We start from the raw sequence: 21,416 nt of genomic DNA on the forward strand, positions 1-21,416 counted from the left end.
TTGTGTTCGCGAAGCTCCTGCCGAAGCGCTCGACTGCCTATGACCTCAGAAATCCTGAAGCTGGAAGGGGTTTGCAAGCAATATCCCCAAACCACCGTTCCTGCTGTTGAAGCCATTGACTTGACGCTACATCAAGGCCAAATTCTATCGTTACTCGGTCCGTCAGGCTGTGGAAAAACAACGTTACTGCGGTTAGTGGCAGGATTCGAGATGCTCGATCGCGGTCAGATCGTTCTCGACGGACGAGTTGTAGCAGGTCGAGGGCGATCGCTCCCCCCCGAAAAACGGAATTTGGGCATGGTCTTTCAAGAATTCGCCCTGTTTCCCCATCTCAGCATTGCCGATAACATCGCGTTTGGCTTAAAGAAACTCAAGCTCAAACCCAGCGACATCGATCGCCGCGTGCGCGAGGCGATCGCCCTTGTCGATCTCGAAGGACTCAACGACCGCTACCCCCACCAGCTCTCGGGCGGTCAACGACAGCGAGTCGCCCTGGCTCGGGCTTTAGCTCCCCGTCCAGTGTTGATGTTACTCGACGAACCCCTGAGCAATCTCGACGTTCAGGTGCGGCTGTACCTGCGAAACGAAATCCGTAACATCCTCAAAGCCACGGGAACGACGGCCGTGTTCGTCACCCACGATCGCGAAGAGGCCATGGCCATTTCTGACACGATCGGCGTGATGCGCCAAGGCCGCCTCGAACAACTGGGAACGCCCGAAGAAATTTATCGCGAACCGGCCTCTCGCTTCGTGGCCGAGTTCGTGACTCAGGCGAACTTTCTCGAAGCGCGTCGGAACGGGTCTTATTGGGAAACCGAAATGGGGGAATTCGACGTTTCGGCGGCCGGAGAATTGTCCTCAGATGTCGCCGAAGTGATGGTTCGCGAGGAAGACATCGTCGTCAAGCCAGACGAAACGGGCAAGATCGCCGTTCGCGACCGACAGTTTCTCGGCCGGGAACACCGCTATTGTTTGATGATGCCCTCGGGTCAATGTCTCCACGCTCGTAGTTCCGAGCTGTCAGTATTGCCCGTCGGGGCGCGGGTTCAGCTTTCAGTGTCGGAAACGGCCGTGCGGGTGTTTCCGCCATCGCCGGTTCGATCGACGCTGAGTTCTGGCGCGATCGCCGTCGGTTGCGAGTCGGGTATTTATCCCTCTTCGGTCAAATCGGGGTGAGATCTTTGACCGAAAAGGGATAGCGCAATTTACGCCCCGGCGTTTGACGTCAACAAGACCCCTTGACTGTCGTGCAACTCGAACGATCGCACGTCTTCAATTTCGACCCCTGGAGAGGCGATCGCCACCGTCGATTCGTCCCAATCCAACTGCAACCAATCCCCCAACGTCACCGTCAGCGGATCGCCGCCCATATGAACCACCATCGCCACCCGTTCCCCGTTGTCCGGGGCGGTTCGCATTCCGTAATACACCGTGCGCGTGTCTTCGTCGATGTGGTTGAAGCGATCGCGTCCGCCGCAATTGTGTCCCAACCACGGACGCTGTAACCGAAACTGACGCAACGCCAAGTTATACGCCGTCTGTTCCGGGTTCAAAAACTCTTCGTGCAGCCAGACGTTACAAATTTCGTGGGCGTCTTCCATGAACACACGGGCAAAATCCTTCAATTTACCCACGTCTAACTCGGTCAAAATGGGTGACTTATCGGGAACGTTGAGTTTTTGCAACTCTGCCGCCGATTTGCGTTCCGTCGCTTCGGCTTTCGCCTCCTCCGTTTCCGAAAACGCTCCCAAATGACGCTGACAAATCTGCGCCACCGCATCGAGATCGTAGTCGGTTTCTGCGATCGCGTCGTGGAGTCCCCGCATAAACTGACGCAACTCGCCCAACTTACTGAATCCCATCTGTTTTAACCGGGGGAAAATACCCGCATTGGCGTACACCTCGGGTTCGACTTGCCAATCGAGAAATCCCGCTTCCTCGGCAACTACTTTCACCCCGTAGCGATCGTCCGTGTTGCGGAGAAAGCCCCAAGGTGCGCGCATCGTACAGTTGATAAAATCCATCGGAAGACCGGGACTAAACCCATACACCAACATAGAAATTGCCGGATTGTCGTAGGCGTTGTTCAACACCTCTGGCAGCGTTTGCCCTAAATTCCAGTTCACGGGCAAACTGGGATCGACTTGCGTACCTCGGCGTAGGGTGTCGTGGTTGCCGCATCCGGTAATCCAGTTTTCCCCCACTTGCATCACCTCGCAGACGCGACGCCATTTCCGACTCCAGAACTTCGTCAGACTGGGGGTGTTGTGGGCGAAAATCAGCGGTCCCCACTGGAAACTCTCCGGCAAAAATTCGACAATGTCGCGATAGGTGGAAATCTCTTCCCAACCTTCGGCGGGCCAGGGTCGTCCGTCCTCGAAAATGGCGAAGGGATAGCGGCAACTGTCGCCGATTTCCTGGGGAACCCGTGCCATTTCCTGTAAATAGACATCGTCGTATTCGACGCGGCCGGACATAGGGTTGAAATATTTAAAATCCTGCGCCCCATCGACGCGGATACCGTCGATACCGGTGTTGGCTTTGCGTCGCTGCATTTCGAGTAAAATGGCGCGAACCACGGGGTTTTGATGGTTCACGTCCTGGCCGTACATATTCGGACCTTTGAGAAATCGTCCGTTGAGGAGGTTCAACGCCTGGTTGTCGGCATGGCCGTAGACGATATCGTAGATGACTTGAATCGGGCCGCTGTGGAAGTTGTGCAAGGTGGAGACGAATTCCACCACTTCGTCGGGACGCTGGGTTTCGAGAACGGCGGGATTGGTGGCCGCCATGCCGAAAATCACGATGTCGTATCCCCAGTTTTCTGTATCGGGTTTTTTGAGGGTGACGACGATTTCGTCGGTTTCGTATTCGATCGCTTCGCTGTCAGGGTCCATTTTCAAGCGATCTTCTTCGTCGCAGAGAAAAAAGCCTTTCCCATGGTCGCGATCGCCCAAATATTCGACCGTCGGCTCGATGGGTAACAGTTGTACCGCCTCGTACCCCACGTAATTCTGTTCGGCGGGGGTCAGATCTTCCCCCTTGGCGAGTTTGTCGGAAATCCGCTGGAACAGCCGCGTCAGCCCCGCTAAAGACCCTTCTGGAGAAGCGGTGTTAACGTGCAGTTGCAGGATGTTTTGGGGCGATTTGACGCGAACGGGGGTTCCGTCTTCGCTGGCGAAGTTGTGAAAATACCGTAAATCTTCCCGTTCTTGTTGCAGGCGATCGCGATCGTACAGTTCTGCTGGGGCGTACACGCCGTAAGGGAGGGAATCGGCGAGAAAATCTCCGATGGTGCGAATTTCGTTGTCGTAGTCGAGATATCGCAACCAATACAACGACCCGAATCGCTCTTTCGTTCCCGGTTGCATTCCCGTCAACACGCCCCACATATACTCTCCTTGACGTTCGAGGTTGACGTACTCGCGACGGAATTTGACGGTTTGCAAGTCCGAAAAGGGATTAATGGGATCGAGGGGAGTGAAGATTTCCAGGTAAATGTTTTTCGGTTGGATTTCACCGGGACTCAATTCGGGAACCCAAAACCCGATTTCAGTCAGTCCGTCGGAACGATACCATGCTCCTAATTTCGTCGCCAGGGTTTGGGCTTTGTGAAACAGGGTTTCGTCAGAATTTTCGACGGATTCTGCCCAGTCGAGTAATTTTTGTGTTTCTTCTTCAACCAGTTTGATTTTTGATGCAGTGTTTACTGTCGCAACCATTAGAATTTCTCTCCTTTTAAAAAATTCCATCTCGAAATACCGCGATCGATCCAATCCAAAAGGATAATCTATGTTTTGGAGGCGATCGATGGTCGGGTTTTTCAAAAATTTGAACTTGCTGGAACACACCGTCCCTATGGGTGCATCTCAATGGATGTAGAAACACGAAGCTCTGGGGAGGTTGGACTTCGGCAACGCTGCCGTCCACGGGTGGAACGGAGTGGAACCCAACAGCCGCTCGGAAAGCGTCGATCGGTGCGTAGCACTATCGAGTAGGTCAGCTCGTATCCGATGAATTTACATTTTTGAGAGTCACCCGCCCCCATCATGGAAGGCGCGTTATTTTTTAGTCACTCGTCGATCGGCAAAATCAAAAACTGTAGATTGAATTTTGCACGCTCAACCTACAGTTTTGGCGTGTCAAATCGTTACCGTTGCGATTTCTGGGGATTGTATTTAAACACCACTACGCTCAACGGTGGCAAACACAAATCTAAGGCGAATTTCCATTTAGGATTCGACCAGTGAGTCGACCATTTACCGCCCATATTACCCATATTGCTGCCGCCGTAATTTTCCGCGTCGCTGTTGAAAATTTCGTCGTAAAATCCCGGTTGAGGAACGCCAACCCAGTAATTTTCTTTAGGAATGGGCGTGAAGTTACACACCGTCACGACGAATTCTTGAGTGTGTTTATCCTTTCGCAAAAACGAGACGATACTGTTATCGGCATCGTTACAATCGATCCATTCAAACCCTTCAAAGGAAAAGTCTTGCGTGTACAACGCGGGTTGACTGCGATACAACTGATTCAAATCGCAGAAAAACTGTTTGAGTTTCTGATGGGGTTCGTGGTTCAACAAATCCCAATCGAGATCGTCCCAAACGTTCCACTCTCGTCCTTGTCCGAACTCCATCCCCATAAACATGGTTTTCTTACCGGGATGGGTAAACATATAGGCGAACAAACACCGCAAATTCGCGAATTTCTGCCAGTCGTCCCCCGGCATTTTGTCGAACAGGCTGCCCTTTCCGTGAACCACTTCGTCGTGAGACAACGCCAGCATGAAGTTTTCGCTGAACGCATACATCAAACTAAAGGTGACGTGGTTGTGGTGGTAGCGGCGATAGACGGGATCGATGCTGAAGTAATCCAGCATATCGTGCATCCAGCCCATGTTCCATTTGAAGTTAAAGCCCAAGCCGCCGAGATACGTGGGACGCGACACTAACGGCCAGGCGGTCGATTCTTCGGCGATCGACAGAATTCCGGGGTAGTAGCCGAAAATTAAATAGTTGAGTTGGCGTAGAAAATCCGCAGCTTCTAAGTTCTCGTTCCCACCGTATTTGTTGGGTATCCACTCGCCATCTTTGCGGTTGTAGTCGAGATACAACATCGAGGCGACGGCATCGACGCGAATTCCGTCGATGTGGTACTTGTCAAACCAAAACAGGGCGTTGGAAACGAGGAAGTTGCGGACTTCGTTGCGGCCGTAGTTGAACACGTAAGTTCCCCATTCTTGATGTTCGCCTTGACGGGGATCGGCGTGTTCGTAGAGGTGTGTTCCGTCGAAGAAGGCTAAGCCGTGGTCGTCTTTGGGGAAGTGACCGGGAACCCAATCGACGATGACGCCGATGTCGTTTTGGTGGCACTGGTCTACAAAATACATGAAGTCTTCGGGACTTCCGTAGCGGGAGGAGGGGGAGAAGTACCCGGTGACTTGGTATCCCCAAGATCCATCGAAGGGATGTTCGGCGACGGGCATCAGTTCGATGTGGGTGTAGCCGAGTTCTTTGATATAGGGAATCAGGCGATCGCCCAGTTCGCGATAGGTCAAAAAGCGACCTTCGGGTTTTTGGGAGACGCGGACGACTTTTCCGCTTTCGGGGGGATCGTCTGCACGGGTATGCAACCACGATCCGGCGTGCATTTCGTAGATGGAAACGGGGAGATCGTGAGGGTCGCTGTGACGTCGTTGTTCTAGCCAGTCGCGATCGCCCCATTGGTAGGTATCTAAGTCGGCGACGACGGAGGCGGTGTCGGGTCGCACTTCGCGATCGAATCCGTAAGGATCGGATTTGAGGTAAATGTGACCCTGGGGATTTTTGATTTCGTATTTGTAGAGGGTTCCCGGCTTCAGTTCGGGAACGAACAGTTCCCAGATGCCGTTTTGCGTCAGGCGCATTTGGTGTTCGCGGCCGTCCCAGTTGTTGAAGTCGCCCACGACGGAGACGTTGCGGGCGTTGGGGGCCCAAACGGCGAAGTATACACCCGCGATGCCGTCTACGCTGTCTAAGTGCGCCCCGAGTTTTTCGTAAATGCGGTGGTGGTTCCCTTCGCCAAACAGGAAAAAGTCAAAGTCGGTAAATCGAGGCGATCGAAAGGCATAGGGGTCGTAAAACACTCGTTCGCGATCGCCTTCTCTGACTTTGAGTTGGTAGTTCTTCAGTTCGGGAACGTCGATCGCACACTCGAAAAAGTTGGGGTGGTGAACGGCTTTCATGGGGTATTCTTGCCGTTCTTCGGGACGAACCACCCAGGCGGCTTCGGCTTTGGGCAGATAGGCCCGGACGACCCACTGGCTTTTTCCGTTGTCTGAGATTTTGTGCGATCCGAGGATTTCAAAGGGGTTGTGATGTTGGTTGTTGGCAATGCGATCGATCTGTTCGGTGGCAATGGAGGTCATAAAGGAAGATGACTCAGTTTGAGGTTTGCAGAGGGATGGCTTTTCAAAAACGAGCGATCGCCCGATGAATATCGCCAAAATTCAAAGGTTTTGGTGCGACCTTATCTCATCCTCGAGAGGTCGGTCGTCTGTCCCTAGGTAGAGTCTTGGGACGAGGCGGCGGCGTTTTCCCGTTCGATGCGATCGAAGACCGCTTCGACATCTTCGATGGTTTCTTCGGGAGTGCGTTCGGCCGATCGCTGCACGTAATTGATTTTCACTTCTTCGAGAAGGTCGGATAACAAGGTCTGCAATTCGTCTAAGGTCTTCTCGTCTTGAAGTTCTTGCCGCAACGCCACTTGAAATTCTTGGGTCAGTTCGTCGAAGCGTTCCCGTCCGATTTCGTCGGCGTAGGCGTTGGCTAAAGCGTCGCAGGTGGCGTTGGCCAGGTAGTTGGACAAGTTATCGATGGTGTCTTGAGGCAAATGTTGTAAGGCGGGAATGCGTTCGATGAGTTCGACGAACGCCGATTCGCGAAAAGCACTGTCGAGGGAATAGTGCAGCAGCGATCGCAGTTCCGGTTGTACTTCGGGTAAGACGCGATAAATGGTCAGTTGCAACAGGCGATCGGTAATGGTTTCTAGGGTATTGGCGTCGCCGACGCTAATGTAGGACGAGGGTTGCAAAATCGCCCGGGCCATGTCTCCTTCGGTAATTGCCTCCTGTGCCTGGTTTAACGTGCGAACGGTGACGAACTCCGACACGCGATCGGAGAGATACGCTGCTGGTTCGTAGGTAATCTGCGAGAGAATCCCTTCCATGTTCGCCACTTTCGACTGGTGCAGTCTTACGGCGACGGGGATAATTCGCAACCACCGCCAAATGGGAACCAGTAAAAACAGGTCGTACCATCGTCGTAACATGGCGTCTCCCCAGCTTACACCGGGACGACGGCGAGAGACGAAAAAGGTCAGCGCGAGGTATTCGATGGCGAAAAAGGCAATAAACCAAGCGTCGATGCGCCAGTACCAATCGACAGGTTGGCCGTAATCGTCGGTGGGGCGGTAATAGTTACCGTCGAGTAGGGGGGCGATGCGGGTTTGGAAAAATGCTAGTTCCGATCGCACGCCGTAAGTCTGTAAGTAGTCTGTCGTCCAAAAGCGACGCAAGGCTTGTTTGGCGGAATCGCTACCAACGCGATCGCTGACGCGTCGTTGTAGTTTGGCGAAGGTGGCGAATTTTCCCGATCCGGTAAAGGGGTTTTCGTCGATGAGGGCGTCACTTTGCGATCGCAACCCGGTTAGTAAGGCTTCGGTTTGTTGGGATTCGAGACCGGATTCGCCCACGAGATCGACGAGGCGATCGACGCTCTCGAGATATTTTTCGGTTTGAGGGTGGGGTTCGATGCCTTTGACGGGATCGTAAAGGGTCACGAGTTCGGGAACGTAGCGTAAATAGACGTCCCGCATGGTAATGTAACTGAGGTCGAACAATCCTAAAAACAGGTTGAACGCCGCAAGAATCGCCGTGAATTTTGCCCACCAAGCAATCCATTTTTTAGAGGGATATTTGAGGGTCTGTAGCATCGCAATAACGAGAATTTATGAAAGATTGGAGAATAGGATTTGAATGTAAACAAAATCGCTCAGACAACCCCTGTTTCTCTAATACCAAAGGAATAAGCTCAGCGGGAAAGCTGAGCTTGGGCTGTCAGATTCAGTTGATGGGTTTAGAACAAGCCAGGGCCTTTACCACGGCGGTCTTCTCCGACTTCGAGTTTGCCGTCTTCGTCGGTTTCGTTGACGGTTTCTACTTCTTCAGCCCGTTGCTGCTCGAGTGCTTCCTTTTTCTCGCGGCGATCGCCGGGAACTTCGTAATACATTTCCGGTTCGATGGCGTAGTTGTTCGCCAAGCCTTCGCGATCGACGGTGTAACCTTTAGTGGTGTCGATGTGTCCTTCGCTGGGATCTTTGGCCGGTTCGGGAGTTTCTTGAAAGTTTTCACCTTCGCGTTTTAACCGTTCTCCGGTTTCGGTAGGAAGGATTTCGCGATCGTAATGTAGGTTTTCAGCGTCCGGTGTCGGTTTGATACTCATACTTTGGTCTCCTGATTTCGGTTGCTTACAAACAGAGCGTTTTGCTTCGATTCGCGATTGGAAGATTTTTTGACTTTGTTCCAATGCGACGAATTGAGAAACGTCTTGGATTTACTGGTTAGTGTCAATGTCGGGAACGACATCGGGACGTTCCTTATCTTGCCAACCGGGGGGACGTTTGGAGTTATACCAGGCGATCGATCCTAACGTAGCGGCGGCAATGAATCCTACAACACCCACGGCAATTAAAGAAAGCGGGTATTGAAAGGCTTGTTGAGAGCCTTCAACTAATAAATACATACTCAAAGTGTTTTACCTCGCGTGTTTCTTTATCTTCACTTCTTACTTTAACGAAAACGGCAGTTGTCTTACATCTATCTAGAAGTAGATTGTTTTGAGATGTTTGTGAATTTATCTAAAACTCTAGGTAGAGTCATCAATTGTTAGAGATTATCGGTTCGGTCGAGAGAATAAGCATTGAAAATTAGGGCTAACACCTAGGGTGCATCTCACTTTTGTAAAAATATGTATGAGTCTGGGGTAGGTTGGGTTTCGGCTTCGCTCAACCCAACAGCAGCTAAATCGAGGACTCAAGCTTGCCTCCGATCGATTTACATTTTTGAGATGCACTCAACCTTAGCCCTAAATGTATTAATAGATGATAAATTTTCGATCGATTGAGTATTTGTGAAAATATTTCTATAAAATTATTTTAGAAATAAAGAGCAGCGATCGCTCGACCCCCCAGTTTCCCGAGGGAAACTGGGGAGTTCGGACGCTAAGCCGTTAGAGAGTACCGACTTCATTCCAACAAACGGTAATAAATCTGAAGCGATTACCGCACGCCGGTCGGCATTTCTTCACTGACGCTGGATTCGCGACCCGTTCCGTCTGCGGTAACAGATTCACCGCCGAGGAAGGAACGCAGCATCCACGCCATCTCTTCGTGGTCTTCCATCAATCCAGTTAAGAAATCGGCGGTACCTTCGTCGTCAAATTCTTCAGAGCAGCGATCGATATGACCGCGCAAGTTGCGAATAATTTGCTCGTGGTCGTTCATCAAGCGTTCGACCATCTGATTGGCTGTCGGCACGTCGCCGGGATGTTCTTTAATCGACGACAGTTGTAAAAAGCCTTCGACGGTTCCGATGGGATAGCCACCCAACGCACGCACCCGTTCGGCACATTCGTCGATGCTTTCAGTCAGACTGGTATAGTGTTCTTCCCAAAGTTCGTGAAGCGTACGGAACTGAGGACCGACGACATCCCAGTGATATTTTTTCGTTTTGACCAACAGCAGGTATAAGTCCGCTAAGTCTTGATTGAGAAGTTCGATAACTCCTTTACGTTGGCGATCGGTTAATCCAATATTAATCGGACGCATACTATAAAAAACTCCTTTCGTTTCGCTTCACCTCTATTACAACAACGAGCGGGGGGTGCAGTCGTCTGTCAAACGACAGATTGTGCGATCGGGGCGACGTTCGATGGAAAGAGAACTGTTCTATCTCGGCATTTTGGGCGATCGCACCCTCGACTCTCTCTCGAGTGGTAGATGACAAAACGGCAATTTCCGTCTAGGTTAGCGGTGCTTGTTAGGAAGAACGCCGCACGCTCTGCTGCGTTTTTTAAAGGAATCATCAAGATGACTGCATTAATTCAAGAAATTCAGTCCCGCCTGGTTAACCTCGTGGGACAGGCGATCGAACTGCTACCGGCGTTGCTGGTTGCAGCGGTCGTTTTGCTGCTGACTCGCTACGTTTCCCGTTTGGTACAGCGGCTGGTTTCGGCAACGGCGCGGCGCGTTCTCAAAAGTCGATCGCTCCAGTCGTTGACGGTACAAACGAGTTTCGTGGCGACGTGGGTGGCGGGAATTCTCGCGGCGGGAGTCATCGCGTTTCCCGGCTTGCGCGTTGGCGATCTCATCGCTCTGTTGGGGCTGAGTTCGGTGGCGGTTGGTTTTGCGTTTCAGGATATTTTCAAGAATTTTCTGGCGGGAATCTTACTGCTGTTACACGAACCCTTCCAACTCCACGATCAGATCGTAGTGGACGATTATGAAGGAACCGTGGAGGAAATTGCCATTCGTTCGACGCAAATTCGGACGTATCGCGGCGAACGCGTCGTCATTCCTAATTCTCTGGTATTTACGAGTCCGGTACAGGTGCTGACGGCTTTGTCTCACCGCCGCACGGATTTATCGATCGGGGTGGACTATAACACGCCACTTCCCAAGGCTAGAGAGGTTTTCTATGAAGCCCTCCAGGGAGTTGAGGGGGTTCTTGCAGAACCGGAAATTGAAGTGGACGTGGTGAGTTTTGGCGATAGTTCGATCGATTTGGTGGTGCGTTATTGGACGTATCCCGAACGCGCGACAGTCCGGCGCACGCAAACTCAGGTCGTGATGGCACTGAAGGCTGCCTGCGATCGCGCGGACATTAGCATTCCCTATCCCATTCGCACGGTCTATCATTTCGACCAGCGTGAATTTGCTGATTTTATGCCGCTTTCTGCCGATCGCAACGGGAATTAGAGGTTCTTTCTGCTTTCAGTTCTCTAGCGCTTTCTTTCAACGTCCGATCGCACCTCGGTCGATCGGGCGTTTTTTTCTATCCTCGACGAGGGACACGCGTAAAGGTTGTCGAAATTAGAATTTTATAAATGGTTAAGATTTGAAAGCCCGATGCTTTTAGAAAAACTTTAGAGTCCAACGACGATATCGAGACGAAATCGGTATGACTTCACTAGAACTTTGTAGTCTTCGTGGAAATGCCATCGATCGCGTTTTTGAAAAAATCGATCGCAACTCTACCGAGCGATAGGCAGAAATACAACGGATACTCGTTACACTAAACGTAGTTCGGGACAGGTTCGTTGCTTCCCACTGTCCGAGCTATATTTTTTTTATCGCTTTATTTTCGATAAGTGACACCATCGTATTCTAAGGAGGAATTTCATCATGACACGAGGATCTCGACTCCTCGAGACATCTGATACTGCCTACAGCACAGCAGACGAGACCGCCGATACGAACTCGTCCTCGATCGAGTACCATCACCTCAAACATCGCGTTCTTGGGCGTCACGCGGCTCGTTTCGTCACTAAACCCGACGGCACTCTTCTCATCGCACCGGGACAAGAAGTGACGGAAACGATTTTGGAAACCGCCGAGCGCTGGCAGATACTCGACGATCTGCTCGGCGAGATCGAAGGATTTTCACTACCGTCAGGCCACAGGCACGATTCTAAAACGCCTCACCTTTCAACCTCGATCGCCCGAAGTACGATTGCATAGGTTGTGAGTCGAGGTCGGGAAACGGCTAATCTACTGTTTCTCGACCCCGACTTTCAATTATTTGACTTTGGCAGTTGCGCGGCGAAACATCGTCTTGCGAATCAAAGCCAGCAATAGATAAACACTGCTAACGTAGGCGATCGCTAATGTTAAAGTCATCCAATACATAACGCCAATTCCAAACCCTCCAATTTGATTAAAGCATTTTTCTTCAAAGGTGAAAATACAACAAATTAATTCTTTTTTAAAAGCCCTCAATGACCTGTGAAATAAGCAACACAGGATTTATGGATAAGTATTTTGTTAGTACAGTTGATTTACGTTTTACAGACGAAGCGTTCGAGGCGGTACGGCCGGGGAGCTAAGGAGATCGGACGAGATCGACAGGGCCGAACTGCGGTGCATCTCAATTCTTCGATAAGTATAAATACTTAAAGGAGTGAATCCCCTTCTAGCAGTCCTTGAGGAAGATATTGACAAATTGCAGAACTTGTGTATTTGCGAAAGTGAGATGCACCCGCCGAACTGAGACCCGAGATCGAGAATTCGCTTCGCCCATTCAAAACCGTCAGCACCCATTACTCCTGAAGCGATCGCACCTTGCGTCCGAAGACGAACAGTCCCAAAACTAGCCAAAACACCAACAGCCCCCCCGCCAGCAGCAAAACCCCAGTCGCCCCGAACTGAACGATGAGAACTGGAGCCGCCGCCGTAAACAACCCTCCACCGACGATCGGCTCGAAAAATAATTGCTTGTAAGCAAAACTTTCAAACGCCCCCGAGCGGTTGTGAGGGTCTACCATCCGAAGTAACAAAATTCCCGTGGCCGTCACGCCCATCGACTGACCCATATCTCCCAATCCCCGCTCGAACCAAAACGTCGGTAACATACGCGGGGCTAAAAACACGAAGGCTAGGACGTTCCAAGCAATCCCTGCCAACGCCAGCACGGTAAACGGCACCACGTTCGCCCCTAATGCCGTCAGGGAAATCGAGGCCAACGCCGTAACGATCGTCACGTCCAACGCCACCCCAGCGATACGTTCCATCAGCGATCGCATCACTAACGGCGTTAAACGCAACCGCGCCAACATCCCCTGTACGGCGATTCCTCCCAACAACGCCATCGGAAACAGGGGAACGTAGCCCACGATCGTCAAACCGTTCTGTCCCCAGGTGGCCGCTTCGATCGCTTTCAGAAATTCCAACATCAACCAACCGATGGCGATCGCCAACCCCACAAATCCCAAATTCAGCGAAATCGGATCGATGAGCAAATCCTGAGTCAACCGTTTTCGAGCCGCCACGATATCCGGGTTTTCCTGGCGAGCGATTTCGGTTTCGTAAGGTTCCTCCACCGAAGCCGGTTCCAGTCTCACCGAGGCCACCAATCCCCGACGGCGTCCCCAGTTGGCTAACAAAATTCCCGATACGATTCCCGACACGATTCCTATCGTCGCCAATCCGAGAGCTAAATCGCCCCCCTCGGGAAATCCCAAATCCACAAAGGTCTCAGCCATCCCCGCCGCCGTTCCGTGACCCCCTTCAAAGGCAATTTCAATTAACGCTCCCGCGATCGGAGACATTCCGAAGATCGGCGTCAACAAAAACAGCGTCAAAACCAATCCCACCACGTACTGACCCCAGGCGAGACTCTGTCCGAACGCCACCTGTGGGGCAGCTTTGCGCCAAATGTCCCGAGGACTGGGAAGCGTTTCCCCCAAAAATAACGCTGCGAAGACGACGTTGATAAAGACACCGGGAGACTGACTCCAAACGTTGCGAACGTCTTCGGAAAACAAGCCCCCGCCGAGTAGCGAATCGGGATCGAACCATTGTCCGAGAACTTGCGGCCCGAGCAGCAACGCCAACACCCCCGCAACGATCGAGCTGGGGATGTAGAGTATTCGCAAGATCTTCAGCTTTTGGCGGATCGAGCGTCCGGCGAGAATTAAAAGCCCCACGATGACAAAGGCGAAAAACGCATCTTGGAGATCGAAGGTGGGATTTCCTCGAGCGATCGCCGCTACGAGGTTCCACGTACCGAGGGAAAACGGGGACACGAGCATAGGGGTTCGGTGAATCCATCGCGGTTCGTCTTCTCTCCAGCTTAAACTGCTGGGTGTCTCGCTCGGGAAATCGAGAGATTGAGAGAGAATCCTCACTCGCTCGGTCGAGCCTTCAGGTTGCACGCTGTCGCCGATTCGGACGAACGCTCGTCTTTAACTCTAAAGGCAGTTGAAAAGCTACGACTCTCGTTTAATTGACAAAATATAAAGACTTTGTTAATAGGATTGGTTTTCACGAAATCGATCCATAAGTAAATCGAGGTTGAATTAGGAATAGTTATAATAAATTTCGTTGCGATCGCCCTCGATCGAGGGGTTGCATCATCCATTTTTTCCCGTACTATCAGAGATAGTAGATACCTAACAGCGATAGATCGGCGATAAAAACGTCGATTTTTGCGATTAGGAAAGCTTATAGTCTGGAGACAATAATCACATGGCAACTTACAAAGTTACCCTCATTAACGAAGACGAAGGTCTCAACGCTACAATCGACGTTCCCGAAGATGAGTACATCCTCGATGTAGCCGAAGAACAAGGCATCGATCTGCCCTACTCCTGCCGTGCGGGTGCTTGCTCGACTTGCGCCGGTAAAATCACTGAAGGTTCGATCGACCAATCCGACCAATCCTTCTTGGACGACGATCAAATCGAAGCCGGTTACGTCTTAACCTGTGTGGCTTACCCCACCTCGGACTGCACTATCGTCACCCACCAAGAAGAAGCTCTCTACTAAAATCCCAGTTTGGCTGAAGCAGTTCGATAAGCGCTCGCTTCGCCGAGTTGGATAAAACGAGAAATTTGTGAGTCCGTCTGGAGGTTGCGAACTTTCGGGCGGATTTCGCGTTGTGGCGATGGTTGGGGCGATCGCGTTCGAGCTACACTACAGTTGAGGCTTTCTTGCCAATCTCTCCAATTTTCGATGCGATCGGGTCGTCTCCACATCTAGCTGTTTTGCACGGAGTTTTTCGTATCTCCGTTTCTCCTCATCCTTCTGGCGTCAACGAACCCCTATCCCAAAGTGGTATGCCGAAAGTTAGCGTCTGTATCCCCACCTACAACCGCGCCCGTTACCTGACCTACGCGGTCAACAGCGTTCTCGCTCAGACTTATACCGATTTCGAGTTGATTGTTTGCGACGACGCGTCCACAGATAACACCCCCGAGGTGGTCGCACAGTGGGACGACCCCCGCATTCGCTACATCCGCCACCCCCAGAACATCCGGCGCAGTCCTAATATGCGATCGGGATACGAGGCCGCCACGGGAGACTACTTCATTAAATTCGACGACGACGACGCACTCTGTCGGGAATTCCTTGAGAAAACCGTCGCCGTTCTCGAAACTCGTCCCGACATCGACTTCGTGTGTACCAATCACTGGATTATCGACGCCAACAGTCGGCGAGACGAGCGAACGACGCAGGAAAACGCCGCCAGATGGGGAAAAGATAAAATTCCCGAGGGGAAAATTGCCGATTTAACGTTACAGACGTTTCACCATCAAAGCTTACAAATCGGTTCGACGCTGTTTCGTCTCGAGGCGTTGCGAGCGGTGGATTTTATGCGGACGTTTCCCCCCGAGGCTGACGGCTGCGAAGATTTCGATTTACTCGTCCGGTTGGCCTTGGCGGGAAAGCAGGGGTACTATATTCCCGAATATTTAATGGAGTACCGCATTCACGGCGGACAACAAACTCGCCCCGAGCAGAACCTGCGCTTTCTCAACGCCAAAGTCATCTGTCTCGACAGTTATCGATTCGACGACGCGGAGTTAGAACAGTTGCGGCGTCAAAAACTGGCGGGAACTCAGGAAGCTTTGGGGTTGCGATATATCGAAACCGGAGACGCGACGCGGGGACGCGCTTTGTTAAAGCAAGCGATCGCGGTTGGCGGTGGGTCGAAAAAAGCGCGATTGGGGCTGGGGTTGTCGTATCTTCCCTCGAGCGTGCGGAAGTTGGCGTTTCAACTGTTTCGACGGGTGCGATCGCCCGATTATTCAGAACGGGTGCGACAACAGACGGCGAGTTAGGAAAATCGGACGACTCGTTACAATGAAATATCGATGTATTGACAGGCAGAGATGAAAACGCCGAACGTGTTAGACGAAAAATCGATCGGGCTGGGATTTCGCGCCCTGTCAGATTCCCTGCGATTGCAAATTCTCGATTTGCTGTGCGATCGCGAACATTGCGTCTGCGAACTGTGCGATCTCCTCGATACACCTCAATCGAAACTGTCGTTTCACCTGAAAGTTTTACGCGACGCTAAGTTAGTTTCTCCCCGTCAGGAAGGGCGTTGGGTGTATTACAGCCTTAATTTTTCTCAACTTACCGCCTTAGAACAGTATCTCGGAAAATTTCAGCGATCGACTGCCCGACGTCCTGCTCCCCCTTGCTGTCCTTGACGATCGCACGTTGTCAAACCCTGCGTTTCTTCAACTGCGTTGACACCCTCAAATTTAAGACGCGCCCCGCTCCTCTCCCGTACCCAACATCGTGTAACATTTGATGCTTGGGATTGTTGTAACGGTTTGTTACAGTGAGAGCAGTTTGCAGACTGCTTCGCCAAAACCTCACCGCACACCCGGAGTCCTCACACCGTATTTTATGCTTAGACTCGAACGTATCAGCAAAATCTATCCCGGCGGGATCGAAGTTCTCAAAGATGTAACTTGGGAAGTCAAACCCGGCGATCGCATCGGACTCGTCGGGGCTAACGGGGCTGGAAAATCCACCCAGTTAAAAATCGTCGCCGACGAAATCGAACCCACCGCTGGCGAAGTCATTCGTCCGGCGAGTTTGAAAATCGCCTATTTGACTCAAGAGTTTGAAGTCGAACCGACGCGAACCGTCCGGGCTGAGTTTTGGACGGTGTTTGAGGAAGCCAACTGCATCCAGCAGAAAATCGCCGACGTGACGAAAGCGATGGAAACCGCCTCCCCAGAGGAACTCGATCGCCTGATTCACGATCTCGATCGCCACCAACGCAAGTTTGAAGCCCTCGACGGTTACAGTCTCGAGTCTCAAATCGAAAAAATCCTTCCCGAAGTGGGATTTTCTGTCAGCGACGGCGATCGCCTCGTCAGCGACTTTAGCGGCGGTTGGCAAATGCGGATGAGTTTAGGGAAAATCTTACTGCAAGACCCCGACGTTCTCCTCCTCGACGAACCGACGAACCACCTCGATCTCGAAACCATTGAATGGTTAGAAAATTACCTTAAAGGGATTAACACCCCGATGGTTATCGTGTCACACGACCGAGAATTTCTCGATCGCCTGTGTACTCAAATCGTCGAAACCGAACGGGGCGTTTCCACGACCTATTTGGGCAACTATACGGCATATCTCGAGCAAAAAGCCGAAAGTCAACTGGCTCAACTGTCGACTTACGAACGGCAACAAAAAGAACTCGAAAAACAGCAAGCTTTTATCGAGCGATTTCGTGCCAGTGCCACCCGCAGCACCCAGGCTAAAAGCCGCGAAAAACAGCTCGATAAAATGGAACTCGTGGACGCTCCCACGGGCAGCACGAAAAGCTTGAAATTTCACTTTCCCCCCGCACCCCGCAGCGGACGAGAAGTCGTCACCATTGAAGATTTAACCTATACCTACGACGAAAACATCTTGTTTTTGGGCGCTAATTTGTTCGTCGAACGGGGCGATCGTATTGCCTTTCTCGGCCCCAACGGTTGCGGCAAATCGACCCTGTTACGGTTGATTATGGGCATGGAAACCATTGAGGAAGGAAAAGTCGAACTGGGAAAACATAACGTCGTCCCCGGTTATTTCGAGCAGAACCAAGCCGAAGCCTTGGATTTGAATCTAACCGTAATGGAAACGATTCATCAGGAAGTTCCGACGTGGAAAAACGAAGAAGTTCGCACCTTATTAGGACGGTTTTTATTTAGTGGAGAAACCGTTTTTAAACCTGTTTCTGCCTTGAGTGGCGGTGAAAAGGCGCGGTTGGCGTTGGCGAAAATGCTGTTGCGTCCGGCGAACTTAATGATTTTAGACGAGCCGACGAACCACCTCGACATTCCCGCCAAAGAGATGTTAGAAACGGCGCTGAAAGAATACGACGGTACGGCATTAATCGTCTCGCACGATCGCTACTTTATCTCGCAAGTTGCTAACAAAATCGTCGAAATCGAAAACGGCGAATTACATTTGTATAACGGCGACTATCACTATTACTTAGATAAAAAAGAAGAAGTGCGAGTTAAGGCAGATTTAGAGGCAAAGCAACGCGCAGAGGAACAGAAGCGGAAGCAGAAGCGGGAGAAACAAAAGCAGAAACAGTTGGAGAAGAAGCAGAATAAAAAGCAGAAAAGTGCCGTTTGAAATTCATTGATGGTAAAGGAGCGATCGTGTCTGAAGAAACAGCAAACTCCCACCCTGAAATTACCGTTCGCGAAATGGGAATTGACGATATTGCGCCCATTTTCCATTTAGGCGAACAACTTTTTTCGAGCGAATTGTATCCCTCACTTTATCGAACCTGGGATGAATGGGAAGTCTCCGGAGCGTACAATACCGATTCCGATTTGTGTTTGGTTGCAGAAGTAGATGGTCGATTTGCTGGGTTTATTTTAGGCACGATCGTCGAGAAAAAAGCGGATAAAAAATTCAATGTTTACAGTTATATTCGCTGGTTGGGAGTGAGTCCAGACTTTCATCGACTTGGTATCGCCGGAAAATTGGTCGATCGCTTCATCGAACGGACGATCGGACAGGGAGCTGAAACCGTTTTAATGGATACCGATCCCTCCAACGAAGCCGCGATTAATTTCTTCACGAGCAAAGGCTTTAAAAATCCCCGACAGCACGTTTATTTATCGTTGAATTTGAGCGAACACGAGTATTACGGAAAACTGCTCGACTACGAGCGCGATCGCGCCGAACGAATTGCAGGAATGTTGCGCCGCTATCGCCAGTAACTGGCGACTGGCCATGACCCCTCCGCACCTCGACTGAGGCTTCGACGGTGAGCGCTCAGCGGCTCGACTGAGCTCGCCGAACGTCCGAACCGCGCTCGCCAAACGTCCTCCGGTACCTCCCCGCAAGCTCGGGGAGGATGGGTGGGGTTGCGATAACAAAAGTGAGATACGCCCAGTCAGGAGGCTTGATGTTGTGATGGGGTTAGTGCGTTTGCGGAAAGTTCGTGGACTGGATTTCCCGCGAATTAGGTTTGTTTCCCGCGAACGCACCCTACGGGATTTTTGTACCGCTGTTCTAGCTACAAAAAAGCATTTTTGGTGGGCATCGATCGCTCTACATTTTCGACAACCAAATATTAGATAAATCGAGGACAAAACCGGGTAAAAGTGGCTCGCCAGACAACGAGTTAGGACGGTTCAAAACTTGTAAATTTTCCCCAAAACGATAGACTTCCACTTCTTCATTCTCGGGATTAATCAACCAACCGAGGCGCGTTCCATTCTCGAGATATTCCCGCATCTTCTCTTGTAACGACTTTAACTCGTCACTGAGCGATCGCAACTCGACGACGAAATCGGGAGCCAGGGGAAGAAATCGCTTTCTGACTTCGACGTTGAGAGACTCCCAAGTTTGCAGGGGAATCCACGCCGCATCGGGGGAACGATTCGCACCGTTCGGGAGTTTGAACCCCGTAGAGGAGTCGAAGACGTGACCGAGTTCGTGTTGGCGGTTCCACAGCCACAGTTGACCGAGAATTTCTGAATTTTGCCGTCCCGTTTCGCCCCCTGTCGGTGTCATAATAATTAATTCTCCCGTCGCCGTGCGCTCGAATCTCAAATCACGATTCGCCGTACAGATGCGATCGAACTGTTCGTCTGTTAGTTCGATGGATTTGGGAATCGATAGCGTAATCGTATTCATGGACTCTGTTTAGGCGCTATTTTGATGGAATTTGAGTTAGTGTGCGATCGCCCTCACTTCTCCCCACCCTAAGAACTTCCCAACAAACGCTGACGCACGCTGTCCGCAATTTGATTTCCCAAATAATCGGGAATCGCGCACTCATTCGGCCCCAGCAAATACAAAATCAACCGAGTGCGACCGCGCCACACCAACAAATTCGCATTCACTACCAACAAATCCTCTTGCCAAATGGCATACATCACCTTATAAAACAAACCCGGTTGGTTGTCCGCCTCGATTAACAACGCCGGAAGGTGAAACACGGGATCGACGTAAAACTCCGTTTCCACGTCCTCCAACCCCGCATCGAGATTGAACTCCACCGCCAACATCTCTTCGACCTCGAAGTGTCCCGCCAGCGCTTCCTGAACCGCACGCGCCACGTTTTCGGAGGTTTTTTCAGAAAGCGCCTGACCGCCGCGAGACACCACCAACTTAATAAATACCAACATCGGCGGCGCGATCTGGCCGTACAAACTCAAACTGTGAATCGTCAGTCCGTAAGCCGCCAGCACCCCGAAAATATCGCTGAGGAGAAAGGATTGATTGCGATAGGCGAAATGTAGAGCGCTTTTCTGACCTTCTGGACGAAGTTCGATGACCGCTTGGCGCGTTTTGTAGAGATGGTACGCCAACTTCAGGTTTTGCAGTTGGATCTCGCTGCTGACAAACTGCTCGTAAAACTGCGGAAACGCCCGGTTAAAGCGTTTCAACAGGTCTAAGGTAGATGATTTTAAGCCCGGAGCCATAGATATTGTCCAGTTACAGGCCAGGTCGTCGGTCGAGATGGCGCCCCAACGGGAGAGCGCGACTTTGTCAGATGCAACCACGATGGATAACGGAAGAACGCTATTCTACTGTAGGCGATCGATAGAAAGTTAGAGGTTCGGGCGTTTACGGGTCGAACATCGGCTTACCCCAAGCGATTTCGAGTCCTTCGTCCTGGCACGGATAGACGACAATCGTGGATTTGTGGGAGGTCGTCGCTTGGAACAGGCAATCCCCAGATATAATGAAGCTCTAGGGCAACTATCCCATTCGCGAACTTCTACTAACCATTACCACGCCTGCATGGGTTTTTGGAAAAGCATTTTCAGTAGTTCCGATCCGGCTCCGTCGCCGAAAGCACTGTCTTTGGAAGAGTACGCTGCGCCAGGGACGATCGAGCGTTTAGGCACGCAAAGTCGTATCTTCTTCAGTACCGATCGCAATATCGACCTCTACGAACTCGAGGAACTGTGCGACTCGGTCGGTTGGGCCCGTCGTCCCCTCCGCAAAGTGCGCCGCGCACTCGAAAACAGTTTCCTCGTCGTGTCGATGTGGGAAATTCGAGGTGCGAGAAAGCGGTTGATCGGTTTTGCTCGCGCGACCTCCGATTACGCCTTCAACGCCACAGTTTGGGACGTGGCTATCCGGCCGGAATTTCAAGGAAAGGGTCTCGGCCGCGCGTTGATGAACTATTTAATTAGTAAGCTCCGCCGCGAAGATATTAGCAATATCACTCTCTTCGCCGACCCCCACGTGGTCGATTTTTACCGAGGCTTGGGCTTTATGTCCGACCCCGAGGGTATTAAAGGTATGTTTTGGTATCCCCGCTAGTGCAGTCACCAGTCACCAGCGGTAGGGTGTGTGACGCGGCCAGAAAATGTCTTGTATTGACAGCAACA

At 51.4% G+C, this 21,416-nt stretch carries 19 protein-coding genes; 9 read left to right on the top strand and 10 right to left on the bottom strand.

All coding sequences use genetic code 11. The features are described 5' to 3' along the window. Positions 1 to 39: 39 nt before the first annotated feature. A complete protein-coding gene (locus tag GEI7105_RS0119600; protein WP_017662133.1) occupies positions 40 to 1,176 on the top strand; it encodes an ABC transporter ATP-binding protein in 1,137 nt (378 codons plus the stop codon). Between the two features lie 29 nt (positions 1,177 to 1,205). Here the strand turns inward: GEI7105_RS0119600 and gghA are convergent, their stop codons facing one another. The 6 genes from gghA to GEI7105_RS0119630 form a co-directional block, all read right to left on the bottom strand. Beyond that, on the bottom strand, positions 1,206 to 3,722 hold the full coding sequence (gene gghA, locus GEI7105_RS0119605; protein ID WP_026097801.1) for a glucosylglycerol hydrolase: 2,517 nt from the start codon (positions 3,720 to 3,722) through the stop codon (positions 1,206 to 1,208). Between the two features lie 428 nt (positions 3,723 to 4,150). Then, a complete protein-coding gene (gene glgB, locus GEI7105_RS0119610) occupies positions 4,151 to 6,409 on the bottom strand; it encodes a 1,4-alpha-glucan branching protein GlgB (RefSeq protein ID WP_017662135.1) in 2,259 nt (752 codons plus the stop codon). Between the two features lie 134 nt (positions 6,410 to 6,543). Further along, positions 6,544 to 7,974, bottom strand: a complete 1,431-nt coding sequence (locus GEI7105_RS0119615; protein WP_017662136.1) for a hypothetical protein — start codon at positions 7,972 to 7,974, stop codon at positions 6,544 to 6,546. Between the two features lie 143 nt (positions 7,975 to 8,117). Next, a complete protein-coding gene (locus tag GEI7105_RS0119620) occupies positions 8,118 to 8,483 on the bottom strand; it encodes a hypothetical protein (RefSeq protein WP_026097802.1) in 366 nt (121 codons plus the stop codon). Positions 8,484 to 8,594: 111 nt separating this feature from the next. After that, a complete protein-coding gene (gene psb35 / locus GEI7105_RS0119625; RefSeq protein ID WP_017662138.1) occupies positions 8,595 to 8,783 on the bottom strand; it encodes a photosystem II assembly protein Psb35 in 189 nt (62 codons plus the stop codon). A 535-nt stretch (positions 8,784 to 9,318) separates the two neighbouring features. Further along, positions 9,319 to 9,867 carry a Dps family protein gene (locus GEI7105_RS0119630; protein ID WP_017662139.1) on the bottom strand — a complete coding sequence of 183 codons (549 nt, stop codon included), beginning with the start codon at positions 9,865 to 9,867 and terminating at the stop codon, positions 9,319 to 9,321. 261 nt (positions 9,868 to 10,128) lie between these two features. Between GEI7105_RS0119630 and GEI7105_RS0119635 the strand changes: the two genes are divergently transcribed. Together GEI7105_RS0119635 and GEI7105_RS0119645 are read left to right on the top strand one after the other, a co-directional pair. Next, positions 10,129 to 11,016 (top strand): mechanosensitive ion channel family protein, encoded by an 888-nt coding sequence (locus tag GEI7105_RS0119635; RefSeq protein ID WP_017662140.1) that lies wholly within the window; start codon positions 10,129 to 10,131, stop codon positions 11,014 to 11,016. Positions 11,017 to 11,442: 426 nt separating this feature from the next. Then, a complete protein-coding gene (locus tag GEI7105_RS0119645) occupies positions 11,443 to 11,778 on the top strand; it encodes a hypothetical protein (protein ID WP_017662141.1) in 336 nt (111 codons plus the stop codon). A 578-nt stretch (positions 11,779 to 12,356) separates the two neighbouring features. On the opposite strand, the gene GEI7105_RS0119655 is transcribed toward GEI7105_RS0119645, so the two are convergent. Beyond that, on the bottom strand, positions 12,357 to 13,847 hold the full coding sequence (locus GEI7105_RS0119655; RefSeq protein WP_144053878.1) for a sodium/glutamate symporter: 1,491 nt from the start codon (positions 13,845 to 13,847) through the stop codon (positions 12,357 to 12,359). Positions 13,848 to 14,283: 436 nt separating this feature from the next. Here GEI7105_RS0119655 and GEI7105_RS0119660 point away from each other — a divergent pair, with 436 nt between their 5' ends. Continuing rightward, a complete protein-coding gene (locus GEI7105_RS0119660) occupies positions 14,284 to 14,583 on the top strand; it encodes a ferredoxin (RefSeq protein WP_017662144.1) in 300 nt (99 codons plus the stop codon). Here the strand turns inward: GEI7105_RS0119660 and GEI7105_RS0119665 are convergent. After that, complete coding sequence (locus GEI7105_RS0119665; RefSeq protein ID WP_017662145.1) at positions 14,580 to 14,792, bottom strand: hypothetical protein; 213 nt, start codon at positions 14,790 to 14,792, stop codon at positions 14,580 to 14,582. The two genes, GEI7105_RS0119660 and GEI7105_RS0119665, sit on opposite strands and share 4 nt — an antisense overlap. A gap of 9 nt (positions 14,793 to 14,801) precedes the next feature. Here GEI7105_RS0119665 and GEI7105_RS0119670 point away from each other — a divergent pair, with 9 nt between their 5' ends. The 4 genes from GEI7105_RS0119670 to GEI7105_RS0119685 all read left to right on the top strand — a co-directional run bounded on the left by GEI7105_RS0119670 (position 14,802) and on the right by GEI7105_RS0119685 (position 18,785). Continuing rightward, positions 14,802 to 15,878: a glycosyltransferase gene (locus GEI7105_RS0119670; protein ID WP_017662146.1), complete on the top strand. Its 1,077-nt coding sequence runs from the start codon at positions 14,802 to 14,804 to the stop codon at positions 15,876 to 15,878. Positions 15,879 to 15,929: 51 nt separating this feature from the next. Further along, positions 15,930 to 16,253 carry an ArsR/SmtB family transcription factor gene (locus GEI7105_RS0119675; RefSeq protein ID WP_017662147.1) on the top strand — a complete coding sequence of 108 codons (324 nt, stop codon included), beginning with the start codon at positions 15,930 to 15,932 and terminating at the stop codon, positions 16,251 to 16,253. A gap of 202 nt (positions 16,254 to 16,455) precedes the next feature. Beyond that, positions 16,456 to 18,189: an ABC-F family ATP-binding cassette domain-containing protein gene (locus tag GEI7105_RS0119680; RefSeq protein ID WP_017662148.1), complete on the top strand. Its 1,734-nt coding sequence runs from the start codon at positions 16,456 to 16,458 to the stop codon at positions 18,187 to 18,189. Then, a complete protein-coding gene (locus GEI7105_RS0119685) occupies positions 18,186 to 18,785 on the top strand; it encodes a GNAT family N-acetyltransferase (RefSeq protein ID WP_017662149.1) in 600 nt (199 codons plus the stop codon). The genes GEI7105_RS0119680 and GEI7105_RS0119685 overlap by 4 nt, the downstream gene beginning before the upstream one ends. Positions 18,786 to 19,119: 334 nt before the next feature. On the opposite strand, the gene GEI7105_RS0119690 is transcribed toward GEI7105_RS0119685, so the two are convergent. Both GEI7105_RS0119690 and GEI7105_RS0119695 read right to left on the bottom strand, forming a co-directional pair. Beyond that, positions 19,120 to 19,707 carry a Uma2 family endonuclease gene (locus GEI7105_RS0119690; RefSeq protein ID WP_017662150.1) on the bottom strand — a complete coding sequence of 196 codons (588 nt, stop codon included), beginning with the start codon at positions 19,705 to 19,707 and terminating at the stop codon, positions 19,120 to 19,122. 68 nt (positions 19,708 to 19,775) lie between these two features. After that, a complete protein-coding gene (locus GEI7105_RS0119695; RefSeq protein WP_017662151.1) occupies positions 19,776 to 20,498 on the bottom strand; it encodes an ACT domain-containing protein in 723 nt (240 codons plus the stop codon). 322 nt (positions 20,499 to 20,820) lie between these two features. Between GEI7105_RS0119695 and GEI7105_RS0119700 the strand changes: the two genes are divergently transcribed. Next, positions 20,821 to 21,348, top strand: a complete 528-nt coding sequence (locus tag GEI7105_RS0119700) for a GNAT family N-acetyltransferase (protein WP_017662152.1) — start codon at positions 20,821 to 20,823, stop codon at positions 21,346 to 21,348. Positions 21,349 to 21,416: the final 68 nt, after the last annotated feature.

It is taken from the genome of Baaleninema simplex PCC 7105 (genome assembly GCF_000332355.1).
Classification (GTDB): Bacteria; Cyanobacteriota; Cyanobacteriia; order Cyanobacteriales; family Geitlerinemataceae; genus Baaleninema; species Baaleninema simplex.